Source organism: Candidatus Pelagibacter bacterium nBUS_28 (genome assembly GCF_051200915.1).
In the GTDB taxonomy this organism is placed as follows: Bacteria; Pseudomonadota; Alphaproteobacteria; order Pelagibacterales; family Pelagibacteraceae; genus Pelagibacter.
The window spans coordinates 992,612-1,005,769 of the sequence record NZ_CP172844.1; the positions used below are offsets into that span (position 1 = coordinate 992,612).

Below are 13,158 nucleotides of genomic sequence, written 5' to 3' on the forward strand. Positions count from 1 at the left end.
ATACTTTTTATTGAATTATTATAAATTTAAAATAATATTAACTTACCTTGATTGAAGAACTTGTTATTTTAACTAAAATTATTTTTATCACTATTATCTTAACAGCTGATAACGCAGTTATAGTTGGTTCAATTGCAGCAAACTTTGTACCCAAAAATAGGAAACAAATTATTTTGTGGGGTGTGGCAGGAGCTTTTGTATTCAAAATTTTTTTTGCAATATTTGCTACTTACTTATTTAAATTTTATTTCATCAAAATATTAGGGGGATTATTATTAATTTGGATTGTCAATGATTTAAGAAAAGATTTGGTTGATATTAAAAAAATTAAATCACAAACTAAAAAAACAAAAGAACCCTCTTACATAAGTAGTATTGGAAAAGTTTTATTTGCAGATATTATGATTAGCTTTGACAATGTTATTGGGGTTGTTGCAGCGGCTAAAGAATATTTTGGTTTTATGATTTTTGGCCTTGTTTTATCGGTCGTTTTGACTGGAGCCTTAGCAACCTACATGGCAAATTACATAAAAAAACATATCTGGATTGCTTATATGGGGTTAATATTTATTCTTATTGTAGGATTGCAGTTAATAATTGGTGGATTAGTTGATCTAGAAATTTTAAAAATTAATGAAGAATTTATTAAATATTTTTAGTTAATAAGAGTGTTTCTTTAGTGGAAACTTTTTTTGCCTCACATCCTGAGAATAATTAAATACTGCTTTTTTTATTTCTTTTCTAATGTTGCTATATTTCTTAACAAACCTAACATCTATTGGGTTAAGTCCAATCAAATCATCTAGTACCAAAATCTGTCCATCACAATTATTTGAAGCTCCTATTCCAATAGTTGGAATGTTAATCTGACTTGTTACTTTTTTTGCTAGAGTAGTTTCTACACATTCAAGAACAATTGAAAATACACCTGCACTTTCTAATAATTTGGCATCATTTAAAATCTTATTTCTTTCAGAACTTTTTTTTCCTTTGTATTTAAAAGTTTTATCTGATTGAGGCAGTAATCCTAAGTGACCCATTACTGGTATTTTATTTTTAGTTAAAGCTTGAACAATATTATAAATTTTTTTCCCACCTTCCAATTTAACAGCATCACATTTTGTAATTGAAATTATTTTTTTTGCATTTTTAAGTGCTTCTTTAGCATTTCGATATGTGTTATGTGGCATATCAACAACCATTAAGCTTTTTTTAATACCCATTCTCACACTTTTTGAATGCTCTATCATAGTCTTTAAACTTACTTGTCTTGTAGATTTATAATTGTATAAAACTGAACCAAGTGAATCTCCTACTAAAATTATATCGCAGAAGTTATCCAAGATTGAAGCAATATTCTTTGAATAAGCAGTTAAACTAACAATCTTTGATTTATTTTTTTTTTAATTATATCTAATATTTGCTTTTTCATCGACTTACCACGAGCCGGTATTTTCCATTGAAGCCCAAGGTTCTTTAGGTTCTAAATTTCCTTCTTGAAGTATTTCAATTGAAATATTGTCTGGAGATCTAACAAACGCCATATGGCCATCACGAGGTGGTCTATTAATAGTATAACCCATATCCATTAATCTTTGGCAGGTTTCATAAATATTATCAACTCTATAAGCTAAATGGCCAAAATTTCTTGAACCTTTACCAAGTTCATCGCCATCCCAATTGTATGTTAATTCAATTTCTGCTTTTTCATCATTTGGAGCTGCAAGAAAGACCAGTGTGAATCTGCCCTTTTCATTTTCCATACGCCTTGTTTCTTTTAAGCCTAACCCACCACAGAAAAATTTTAATGACTCATCAATATCTTTAACTCTGATCATGGTATGCAAATATTTCATAAAACTAATTTATAGTTTAAAACTACTCTAATTCAATAGTGCTAGGTGGTTTTGAGGTAATATCATAAACAACTCTATTAATACCTCTTATGCTATTCACTATTTGATTAGAAATTGTTTCCATGAAAGACTTTTTGAACTCATAAAAATCTGCTGTCATTCCATCTTCAGAAGTTATTGCTCTTAAAAGACATAAATACTCATAAGTACGATTATCACCCATAACACCTACTGTTTTGACAGGTAACAAAGCAGCATATGCTTGCCATATTTTGTGATAAAGACCATGATCTCTTAATGCTTGTATAAAATAAGAATCAGCTTCTTTAAGTATTTTAATTTTATCATTTGTAATTATCCCTGGCATTCTAATTGCTAAACCAGGTCCTGGGAAAGGATGCCTTGAGATAATATCCTTACTTAAATTTAATTCTAAACCTAATTTTCTAACTTCATCTTTAAAAAGAAATTTTAAGGGTTCTACAAGTTTTAATTTCATCTTTTTTGGAAGCCCACCAACATTATGATGTGATTTAATTTTAGATGTTTGACTTCCGGTCACAGATTTACTTTCGATCAAATCTGGGTAAAGAGTTCCTTGAGCTAAAAATTTAACATTTTTTATTTTTTTAGCATATCGTTCAAATATTTTTATAAAAAGATTGCCAATAATTTTTCTCTTTTTTTCAGGATCAGAAACATTATGTAGTTTTTTTAAAAATTCTTTTTCTGCATTAACATAAATTAGATTCATTTTTAATCTTTTCTTGAAAGTCTGTACTACTTGCACTTCTTCATCTTTTCTCAAAAGGCCCGTATTAACAAAAATACAATACAGTTTTTTTCCAATCGCTTTATTTAGTAATTGAGCTACCACACTGCTGTCAACGCCACCTGATAAAGCACAAATAACTTTTTCCGATCCAATTTGATCTTTAGCCTCTTTAATTAGTTGAATTTTTTGATCTTTAGAAGACCAATTACGTCTAATTTTGCAAATCAAAAAAATAAAATTACTAATTAATTTTTTACCATTTTTAGTATGTGTAACTTCTGGGTGAAATTGTATCCCATAAAATTTTTTTAATTTATTTTCAACAATTGCAAATTTTGAATTAGTACTGGAAGCTATTACTTTAAAATTTTTTGGAAGTCTTGATACTTGATCAGCATGACTCATCCAAACTTTTTTTAATTTTTGTTTGTTAAAAAAATTTCTAATTAAAAGGCTTTCATTTTTTTTATATATATTTGCAAGTCCAAATTCTCGATGTTTGGATTGTCTTACTCTTCCTCCATTAAGTTTAGAAAGAATTTGATGGCCAAAACAAATGCCTAAAATAGGAATATTTAAATTTATAATTTTTTTATCAAATGAATATTTGTTAATTTGATAAACATTTAATGGACCACCAGATAAAATTATTCCTTTTATAGTTTGATCTACATCCTTTAATTTTATTTTTTTATGACTTACAATCTCTGAAAAAACACCCAATTCTCTTATTCTTCTTGCAATTAATTGTGTAAATTGAGAACCAAAATCTATGATTAAGATTTTATTAAGATTTTGATCAAGACTCATTTTCTGGTTCTATATTTATGAGAGACTTTTGAATTTCATCACTTTTATTACATAATTTTATACAAACTTTTACAAAGGTTTTGGAAAGATCTTTAACTTTTGAATAATTTGATTTCTTTAAAGCTATCTTCATTAACATTAGAATAACTTCTTCATTATTTGGCTCTATCAATAATGCTGTATCTAAATTATACTCTTCTTTCCTCTGATTTTCTTCATGATTATAAATCTTTGCTAAATATAGATACGATTTAGCATCCTTTGGATTAAATACTATGTTTCGTTCTAACATAAAACGTGCATCATCATATTTTTTATCTTGATACATTTTTAATGCTTCATCAAAAAAATTATCTTTGCTTGATGCCATATTGGCAAAAAAAACTAAAAAGAATATCAGAGTAATTATTTTAAGAATTTTATTCATTAATATTTATTATCATTTTTAACCATATCTACGTTGTGAACCATACTTTCATAAAATCCTGCTTTCGTAATCTTAACAAAGTTTGGTTTTACTCTTAGTTTTGTAATATTTTTTGAACCAAGATAACCCATGGATGATCTTAATCCACCAATCAATTTATATATAATACTTTCTACATCACCTTTATACTTTGCAAATCCCTCTACACCTTCGGGAACGTATTTTGATGTGTCTTTTTGTTTTGTTTGAAAATATCTGTCTGCTGACCCTTTGTTCATTGCTCCTACGGAACCCATTCCACGAAAGCTTTTAAACAATTTTCCGTTTTTTTTAATTAGTTTTCCTGGAGCCTCATCAGTGCCAGCAAATAATGATCCTATCATTATAGCATCAGCTCCTGCTGCAAAGGCTTTTGCAAGATCACCTGAATATTTAATTCCTCCATCTGAAATTATCTTTATATTTTTATTTTTTAATCCATTTCTTACTGATAATATTGCACTTAGCTGTGGAACACCAATTCCAGCAACTAATCTTGTTGTGCAAATTGATCCAGGGCCAATTCCAACTTTAATAATATCAACACCTAATTTAATCAAAAATTTAGCGGCTTCAGGTGTTGCTATATTTCCAGCACATAGTGCAACTTTATTATTTTTAAATTTTTTTATAAATTTAATTATCTCTCCCACTTTTTTAGTATGTCCGTGAGCAGTATCGACTACTATTAAATCTACACCTTCTTTAACTATTGCCTCAGCTCTCTTAAATTCATTTGGTCCAGCACCAACTGCTGCACCTACTAATAATTTATGTTTTTTTACTTTTTTAAGCTCTTGAATTTGGTTTTTAATATCTAAATTTCTGTGAATAACTCCTATTCCTCCTGATTTTGCTATAGCAATTGCCATTTTACTCTCTGTAACTGTGTCCATTGCCGATGATAAAAGAGGAATTTTAAGTTTAAGGTTTTTGGTTAATTCGGTATCTGTATTCACCTCAGAAGGTAGTATTTCCGAGTATTTCGGAGCTAAAGTAACATCATCAAAGGTAAGTGCTTCTTTTATAGGATCCATAATCTTTTATATACGATTCCTTTAGAAATTAAAGTCTCTATCTAAGTTTACAACAGATTATAAAACTTTCTTTAGAGTCTTTTCTGCTAGATTTTGGTTTAAAAACCTTAACTTCTTTAAAATATTTTTTTCCTTCTGCGACTATTTCGTTAAATGTTCCACCCATAAAAATTTTTGAAATAAAGTATCCATTAATTTTTAATAAATCTTTTGCAAAAAACATGGCTTCCTTGCATAGCTCTCCTGTTTGAATAGAGTCTATATTCTTAATACCTGTCGTATTTACTGCCATATCTGACATAACAACATCAACTTTAGTATTTACATGTTTTCTAATTTCATTTTGAATACTTTCTTCTGTAAAATCACCTTGGATTTGAACAGTATTACCAATTGGTTCCATTTTTTTTAAATCAATAGATATTAACCTTCCACTTTTTACAGTTTTTGAAGCATACTGTGACCAGCTACCTGGAGCAGCTCCTATATCTATAATTGAAAGTCCACCTTTGAAAATTTTAAATTTTTTGTCTATTTCGATTAATTTATATGCAGATCTAGCTCTATAACCATCAACTTTTGATTGTCTTACAAAGGTATCTCTTCTTTGTTTATTGACCCAATTTTTAGAAATTTTATTTTTTTTCAATTAATTATTAAATCGTAATTTTCTATCAATTATTTTGCCATCAATAGTTTCTATTTTTGATATAAAGTTTTTATTATTTCTTATCTGATCATTATTTTTGCCAGCAAAATGTATAATGCCAATTTCATGATTCGGAAGATAAGGTTCAACCAAAGTTTTTCTTTCAGTATCATATTTCATTCCTGATATATGTGTCCAATTGCAATAAGCTGGTAAAATTTCTACAGATAGATTGTCACAATAAATTGTTATGTTCATAGCAATTTGTTCTGAGCCCCAAATCTTTCCTGCTTTTAAGGCAATTTTTAAATTTTTTTGCCAAACATCCCAGTGAGAGGCATTAGCTTCTAATGCAAATACACCTATATTCAAATGAGGTTTTAAGGCTACTTGTCTTGCAATTTTTTCAGAAAAACCAGATGATTTTGCATGTTTATAGTTTTGAGATTTTATTCTAGCAAAACTACCTAAAAACCATTCAGCTCTTAAAACTCGTCCGTAAGCTCTGTCTGCTGATGTTGCAATAGACAGTTTGTTATTTTCACATCCTTTAAAGTACAATTCAATCACTTCCCATGAATTGACCCAAGCATCAGCATCGATCCATAAATATTTTTTATAATTAGGAAAATACTTCGGAAGAAATGCTCTTGATACTTGGCTTTTTAACCACTCTCTACCTCTAATTTTAAAATTCGGAACTTCTATATCCCAATTAGCAAGTTTTATTTCATCGACTTTTCTTGCTAGAATAGACTTTTGATCATCAGTCAATCCTGCATCCATTATACAAATTGCAGTATTATTGCTCTCTTTAAAGCGTTTTATAGAGTCCACTAACTCATTAAGTAATTCAAAATAATTAGAGTCTGCAAGAGATATTATTACATTTTCTTTCATTATAATACATCTTCTAAATCATCATCCACAGGAAAATTTTTATCCGGATTTTGTTTTTTTAATTTTTGAAAATGAAAAAAACTAATTGGCAACATTAGCAGATATATAATTGAGCTTATCGATATTACGTTAAAAGGATAAATTAAAAGTAATCCTAAAAATAAGACAATACCAAATAATAAAAAAATAGTTGCTTTTCTTTGAACAATTATTTTTTTGAATGAATAGCTAGGAAACTTACTTATTAATAGTAGAGAGATTACTATAAAACAAGTTGGCACAATAATATCGTAATTAAGTGCTATATAATCAAAACTTGTAACACTCACAATTAAGGGTGTTAGAACTAAAATTCCTCCTGCTGGTGACGGAACACCCTCAAAAAAATTATCTCTCCATGATGGTTCTTGATTTGTATTTACATTGAACCTTGCCAATCTTAATGCCACACAACTTACATAAATTAAACATAATAACCAACCGAATCTTCCTAATTCATTCAGCTTCCAAAAATACATTATAAATGCTGGTGCCACACCAAAACTTATCACATCTGCTAGAGAGTCTAATTCTTTTCCAACTTCTGAAGTTCCTTTAATTAGTCTTGCAATTCTTCCATCTAACCAATCAAATAAAGCTGCAAAAATTATTGCTATAATTGCAAATTCAAATTTCTCATCTAGTGCAAATCTAATTGAGGTTAACCCAATACAAACTCCTATTAAAGTGAGCATATTAGGTAAGATTACCCTAGTATTTTTTTTATCTGCTATAATTTTTAAATTATTTTTTGGCTGTTCCATTTTTATTTTTTAGCCAATAAAGTCTCACCAGAAATTGTTTTTTGTCCAATTTTCACTAACGGTTCGTAGTTTTCATAGTATACATCTGCACGACTTCCAAATCTAATCATTCCAATTCTATCACCTTGATTTAGCTCTTGACCATTATCTGTTTCACAGACAATTCTTCTAGCAATAAGTCCAGCTATTTGAACTATAATTATATCATTTCCACTTTTATCTTTTAACTTATAATAATTTCTCTCGTTATCTTCACTTGCTTTATCTAACGAAGCGTTAAAAAATTTTCCGGGTTTATATAATATTTCCTCTACTTTTCCAGAACAAGGTGTTCTGTTTACATGACAGTCAAACACATTCATGAATATACTTATTTTTTTGAATTTTTTATTATCTAAACTAACTTCTTTTGGTCCATCTACTTCTTCAACTTTTATTACTTCACCATCGGCTGGACTAACTAGGTAATTATCATCTTCAATTATAACTCGTTCTGGATCTCTAAAAAAATAGTAAACCCAAACAGTTAATAACAATCCAATCGTTCCTAAAAAACCACTAATAAATAATAAAACAACAGTTATAAATCCTGCTATGACTAAAAATTTATAGCCTTCTGTATGTATCGGTGGAAATATCTTGCTGAACATATTCTTCTATTTGCTAATTTTTGATTAATATGTATATAAACCAATCAAATTCAATTAATAAGATAATTTTTTTATTTAATGAGTAAAATCAATGTAAATAACCCTGTCGTTGAGCTAGATGGTGATGAAATGACCAGAATTATATGGGAATTCATTAAAAGCAAGCTAATACTTCCATATCTAGATCTTGGCATCGAATATTACGATCTGGGCATGAAAAGTAGAGATAATACAGACGATCAAATCACCATAGACTCGGCAAACGCTATAAAAAAAATTGGTGTTGGTATTAAATGTGCAACAATTACACCCGATGAAGCTCGTGTTGAAGAGTTTGATTTAAAGAAAATGTGGAGATCTCCTAATGGAACTATAAGAAATATCATAGGTGGCACAGTTTTCAGAGAACCTATTATTTGTAAAAATATACCAAAACTTGTGCCTTCTTGGACTGATCCTGTAGTTATTGGCAGACATGCTTTTGGAGATCAATATAGAGCAACAGATTTTAAAGTACCTGGAAAAGGTAAAATGGAAGTTAAGTGGACATCTGAAGATGGAAAAGATGAAATAAGATATGAAGTATTTAATTTTACGGGTCCAGGTGTAGCACTATCAATGTATAATTTAGACAAATCCATCGAAGACTTTGCAAGGTCTTGTTTTAGTTATGGTCTAATGAAAAAATGGCCTGTCTATATGTCAACCAAAAATACAATCCTAAAACAATACGATGGCAGGTTTAAAGATATTTTCCAAGACATTTTTGAAAAAGAATACAAGAAAGATTTTGATGAAAATGATTTAACTTATGAACATAGATTAATTGATGACATGGTTGCATGTGCAATGAAATGGAGTGGAAAATATATTTGGGCATGTAAGAATTATGACGGGGATGTTCAGTCTGATACCATGGCACAAGGTTATGGATCATTAGGTTTAATGACTAGCACATTGTTAACACCAGATGGAAAAGTAATGGAAGCAGAAGCCGCTCACGGAACGGTTACAAGACATTATAGAATGCATCAGCAAGGAAAAGAAACTTCAACTAACCCTATTGCATCTATTTTTGCTTGGGCAAGAGGATTAGCACATAGAGGAAAATTAGATGGTAATAACGAGCTAATTGAATTTGCAAATACACTTGAAAAAGTTTGTATCGAATGTGTTGAAAGCGGTTCAATGACTAAAGATTTAGCTATTCTTATTGGCCCATCAAGCAAGTATTTAACTACTAATCAATTCTTAGATGAAATTGATGGTAATCTTAAAAAGAAATTAAATTAAAGTTTTAAGTTTTTCAAAAGCTTGATCAATTTTAGATTGATCTTGGCCACCAGCTTGAGCAAAATCTTTTCTACCACCTCCACCTTGGCCTCCAATTATTTCAGATCCTACTTTAACAAATTTAACTGCATCAAACTTTTCAGTTAAATTATCTGTGACACCAACTGCAATGCCAACTTTATCGTCTTTGCTTGCAAACACAATTACAATCCCATCACTTAATTCTTTTTTTCCTTTATCAACAAGCTTTCTTAATTCTTTTGGTGGCAATTCATCAACTTTTTGAAGTCTTAGTTTAACTCCATTAATTTCTTCATCTTTAATAATATTTTTTGATTTATCTTCCAAAATTAAATTAACAGAGATTGTCTCTAACTGTTTTGATAAATTCTTTATTAATGTTTTTTGATCTGATTGCTCCAAATTTGGTTTTCCACCTAATTTAGTAATTTGTTCACTTAATTCTTTAATAAGCTCATTATCTTTTTCTGATGAGAGATTGGATAATTTTTCTTTATTATTTAAATAATCCTCTAATTGTTTATGTCTTAGAGCTTCAATTCTTCTAACACCTGCAGCAATTGAAGATTGGCTAATTATCTTAAATTTTCCAATATCACCTGTATTTTTAACGTGAGTGCCCCCACAAAGTTCAGTTGAAAAATACTTATCACCATCTTCTCCCATGGATAAAACTCTAACTTCATCTCCATATTTCTCACCAAACAAAGCCAAAGCACCATTTTCAACCGCCTCATTTGGTGTCATCAAACGTGTTTTCACATCTGATTTTTTTGAGACCATTTTGTTTACAAAATTCTCTATTTTATCAATTTCTTCTGATGGTATTGGCTTCATATGGCTAAAATCAAACCTTAGCCGACTTGGCTCAACCAAAGAACCTTTTTGAGTTACATGATCGCCCAGCACTCTTCTTAAAGACTCATGTAATAAATGAGTTGCTGAATGGTATGCTCTAGTGTCATCTCTTCTCTTGATATCAATCTTTAGTTCAACACTATCATTTGTCTTAATTGATCCACTAATAACTTTTCCATAATGTACGAATAAATCACCTAATTTTTTTTGAACATCAGTTACCTCAAATTTAAAATCATTTGCAATAATTTCACCCGTATCCCCTACTTGACCACCGGACTCTCCATAAAAAGGTGTTTGATTAACAATGATCATACCTTCATCGTTTTCTTTTAACTCATTTACCTCTTTGTTATTTGATAAAAGTGATAACACCACTCCTTCAGCTTGATTACTTTCATAGCCTAAAAATTCTGTAGCACCTAATTTGTCTTTTATTCCAAACCAAATATCTTCAACTGCAGCATCCCCAGATCCTTTCCAATTCTTTTTAGCAAGCTCTCTACTTTCTTTCATCAAAGATTGAAACTTTTCTGTATCAATAGACATTGATTTATTTCTTAAAATATCTTCAGTAAGATCTAATGGAAATCCATAAGTATCGTATAACTTGAACGCTACATCCCCTGGTAAAACTTTGTCTATTTTTGAAACTTCATCATTTAAAATTTTAATTCCTCTATCTAGAAGTACTAAAAACTTTTCTTCTTCCATTCTTAGGGTTTCTTTAATTAAAGACTCTGCTCTAACTAGTTCAGGATAATTTCCTGACATTTCATTTTTAAGTGTATCAAACAAATTGAAAAAAACTGGCTCTTTAGATCCAAGTAAATGAGAATGTCTCATTCCTCTTCTCATTATTCTTCTAAGAACATATCCTCTTCCTTCATTGGAAGGTAGGACACCTTCAGCAATTAAAAAAGCGCTAGCTCTTAAGTGATCCGCAATAACTCTAAAGCTTGATTGATTAGATTGATCTTGTTTTATTTTAATAATATCTGATGCAGAACCTATTATTTTTTTAAAATGATCTGTTTCATAATTATCATGTGTGCCTTGAAGAAGTGCTGCAATTCTTTCAAGTCCCATTCCAGTATCAACAGATGGTTTTGGAAGATCTATTCTTTTATCTTTAGAAATTTGTTCAAATTGCATGAAGACTAAATTCCATATTTCAATAAAACGATTACCGTCTTCATCTTTAGTTCCTGGCAATCCTCCTTCTAAATGATCTCCGTGATCATAAAAAATTTCAGAGCATGGACCACATGGACCTGTTTCTCCCATTGACCAAAAATTGTCAGATGTTGCTATTCGAATAATCCTATCATCGTTAAAACCTGCTATTTTACTCCAAAAATTGAAGGCTTCATCATCTTCGTGGTAAACAGTTACATAAAGTCTATTTTTGTCTATACCAAAATCTTTAGTAATTAAATTCCAAGCATAATGGATTGCTTGTTCTTTAAAATAATCTCCAAAAGAAAAATTTCCCAACATTTCAAAAAATGTGTGGTGCCTTGGAGTATATCCAACATTCTCTAAATCATTATGCTTTCCACCAGCTCTTACACACTTTTGTGAAGTTGTTGCTCTTTGATAGTCTCTTTTTTCTAATCCGGTAAAAACATTTTTAAACTGAACCATCCCTGAATTTGCAAACATTAAGGTTGGATCATTATTTGGGACTAAGTTGCTAGACTCTACAATCTTATGATCATTCTTTTCAAAATATTTTAAGAATGTATTTCTTATTTCGTTTAAAGATTTGTCTGCCATATTTTTAAAATACAGCTTTTTTATTCTATGTCTAGATAACAGTAGGGGAAAAAGGCGCTTAAATTAAGCGCCTTTTAATAATTAAAGATGACTTTTTAACTAATTTTTTTTAGTAGGAACTACTTCCTCTTTAGCCTCTGCTTTTGGATCTTCTATTTGATCTTTCGCAGCTTTTTCTGGATCTAAAGGATTTCCTTCAATCTTTTTTTGAATTACACCTGCTTTTTCTCTTATTAACAGTTCTATTTCAGCAGCTACTTTTGGATTTTGAGCAAGATAAGTTTTAGCATTTTCTCTACCTTGACCTATTTTTTCACCTTTATAAGCATACCATGCTCCTGATTTTTCTATAATGTCTGCTTTAGAACCTAGATCAACGAGTTCCCCCATTTTACTAATCCCTTTTCCATACATTAAATCAAATTCAACAACTTTAAATGGTGGTGCTACTTTGTTTTTAACTACCTTAACTCTTGTTGAGTTTCCAATAATTTCATCTTTATCTTTAATGGCACCAATTCTTCTAATATCCATTCTAACAGATGAGTAGAACTTCAACGCATTTCCACCTGATGTTGTTTCAGGGCTTCCAAACATAACTCCAATTTTCATTCTAATTTGGTTGATGAAAATCATCATTGTGTTTGTATTTGAAATTGAACTTGTTAGCTTTCTTAAAGCCTGACTCATTAATCTAGATTGAAGACCAACATGGTGATCGCCCATCTCACCTTCAATTTCAGCTCTTGGAGTTAAAGCTGCAACTGAGTCAATTACGATGACTGAAATAGATCCTGATTTAACAAGAGTATCAGCTATTTCTAAAGCTTGTTCACCCGCATCTGGTTGAGAAATTAAAAGTTCTTCTGTGTTTACGCCTAATTTTTTTGCATAAACTGGGTCTAAAGCGTGCTCTGCATCAACAAATGCACAAATTCCACCAGCTTTTTGAGCTTCAGCAACAACTTGTAATGCTAATGTTGTTTTCCCAGAAGACTCTGGTCCATAAACCTCAACTATTCTTCCTTTTGGCAATCCACCTATTCCTAAGGCCAAATCAAGACTTAAAGATCCTGTAGAAACAGACTCAATATCCATTGCTCTTCTTTGTCCAAGCTTCATTACTGAGCCTTTTCCAAAATTATCAGTAATTTGTGCTATTGCTGCGTCTAATGCTTTGTTCTTTTCTTTAATATCCATTTCTTGATCTTTAGTAGATTTAACTACTTTTAGGTTACTTTTAGTCATTTTTTGCCTCTTT

General features: G+C 30.1%; 12 protein-coding genes and 1 pseudogene. 2 read left to right on the forward strand and 11 right to left on the reverse strand.

Annotation, left to right across the window (positions count from 1 at the left end; all coding sequences use genetic code 11):
• Nucleotides 1-47: 47 nt before the first annotated feature.
• Complete coding sequence (locus ACIJYC_RS05310; protein ID WP_435165264.1) at nt 48-659, forward strand: YjbE family putative metal transport protein; 612 nt, start codon at nt 48-50, stop codon at nt 657-659.
• On the opposite strand, the pseudogene panB reads toward ACIJYC_RS05310, so the two are convergent.
• The 9 genes and pseudogenes from panB to ACIJYC_RS05355 form a co-directional block, all read right to left on the reverse strand.
• Nucleotides 660-1,432: pseudogene (panB, locus tag ACIJYC_RS05315) on the reverse strand (3-methyl-2-oxobutanoate hydroxymethyltransferase).
• A 4-nt stretch (nt 1,433-1,436) separates the two neighbouring features.
• The gene (locus ACIJYC_RS05320; RefSeq protein ID WP_435165267.1) at nt 1,437-1,856 is read right to left on the reverse strand and encodes a VOC family protein; all 420 of its coding nucleotides are present in this window, start codon (nt 1,854-1,856) and stop codon (nt 1,437-1,439) included.
• A gap of 22 nt (nt 1,857-1,878) precedes the next feature.
• Complete coding sequence (guaA, locus tag ACIJYC_RS05325; protein WP_435165270.1) at nt 1,879-3,441, reverse strand: glutamine-hydrolyzing GMP synthase; 1,563 nt, start codon at nt 3,439-3,441, stop codon at nt 1,879-1,881.
• Nucleotides 3,431-3,868 (reverse strand): tetratricopeptide repeat protein, encoded by a 438-nt coding sequence (locus tag ACIJYC_RS05330; protein WP_435165273.1) that lies wholly within the window; start codon nt 3,866-3,868, stop codon nt 3,431-3,433. Before ACIJYC_RS05330 ends, guaA begins: the two co-directional genes overlap by 11 nt.
• Nucleotides 3,868-4,944: an IMP dehydrogenase gene (guaB, locus tag ACIJYC_RS05335; protein WP_435165276.1), complete on the reverse strand. Its 1,077-nt coding sequence runs from the start codon at nt 4,942-4,944 to the stop codon at nt 3,868-3,870. The genes ACIJYC_RS05330 and guaB overlap by 1 nt, the downstream gene beginning before the upstream one ends.
• A 37-nt stretch (nt 4,945-4,981) precedes the next feature.
• Complete coding sequence (locus ACIJYC_RS05340; RefSeq protein ID WP_435165279.1) at nt 4,982-5,593, reverse strand: RlmE family RNA methyltransferase; 612 nt, start codon at nt 5,591-5,593, stop codon at nt 4,982-4,984.
• Complete coding sequence (locus tag ACIJYC_RS05345; protein WP_435165281.1) at nt 5,594-6,493, reverse strand: glycosyltransferase; 900 nt, start codon at nt 6,491-6,493, stop codon at nt 5,594-5,596. It lies immediately after the preceding gene.
• Nucleotides 6,493-7,296 (reverse strand): CDP-diacylglycerol--serine O-phosphatidyltransferase, encoded by an 804-nt coding sequence (gene pssA, locus ACIJYC_RS05350; protein WP_435165284.1) that lies wholly within the window; start codon nt 7,294-7,296, stop codon nt 6,493-6,495. Before pssA ends, ACIJYC_RS05345 begins: the two co-directional genes overlap by 1 nt.
• Nucleotides 7,297-7,298: 2 nt before the next feature.
• Nucleotides 7,299-7,946: a phosphatidylserine decarboxylase gene (locus tag ACIJYC_RS05355; protein WP_435165287.1), complete on the reverse strand. Its 648-nt coding sequence runs from the start codon at nt 7,944-7,946 to the stop codon at nt 7,299-7,301.
• A 78-nt stretch (nt 7,947-8,024) separates the two neighbouring features.
• On the opposite strand from ACIJYC_RS05355, the gene ACIJYC_RS05360 reads away from it, so the two are divergent.
• Nucleotides 8,025-9,239, forward strand: coding sequence for an NADP-dependent isocitrate dehydrogenase (locus ACIJYC_RS05360; RefSeq protein ID WP_435165290.1), 1,215 nt, complete (start codon nt 8,025-8,027; stop codon nt 9,237-9,239).
• Here ACIJYC_RS05360 and alaS read toward each other — a convergent pair.
• Together alaS and recA are read right to left on the reverse strand one after the other, a co-directional pair.
• Nucleotides 9,231-11,897, reverse strand: a complete 2,667-nt coding sequence (gene alaS, locus ACIJYC_RS05365) for an alanine--tRNA ligase (protein ID WP_435165292.1) — start codon at nt 11,895-11,897, stop codon at nt 9,231-9,233. The two genes, ACIJYC_RS05360 and alaS, sit on opposite strands and share 9 nt — an antisense overlap.
• Nucleotides 11,898-11,996: 99 nt before the next feature.
• Nucleotides 11,997-13,145 carry a recombinase RecA gene (recA, locus tag ACIJYC_RS05370; protein ID WP_435089738.1) on the reverse strand — a complete coding sequence of 383 codons (1,149 nt, stop codon included), beginning with the start codon at nt 13,143-13,145 and terminating at the stop codon, nt 11,997-11,999.
• Nucleotides 13,146-13,158: the final 13 nt, after the last annotated feature.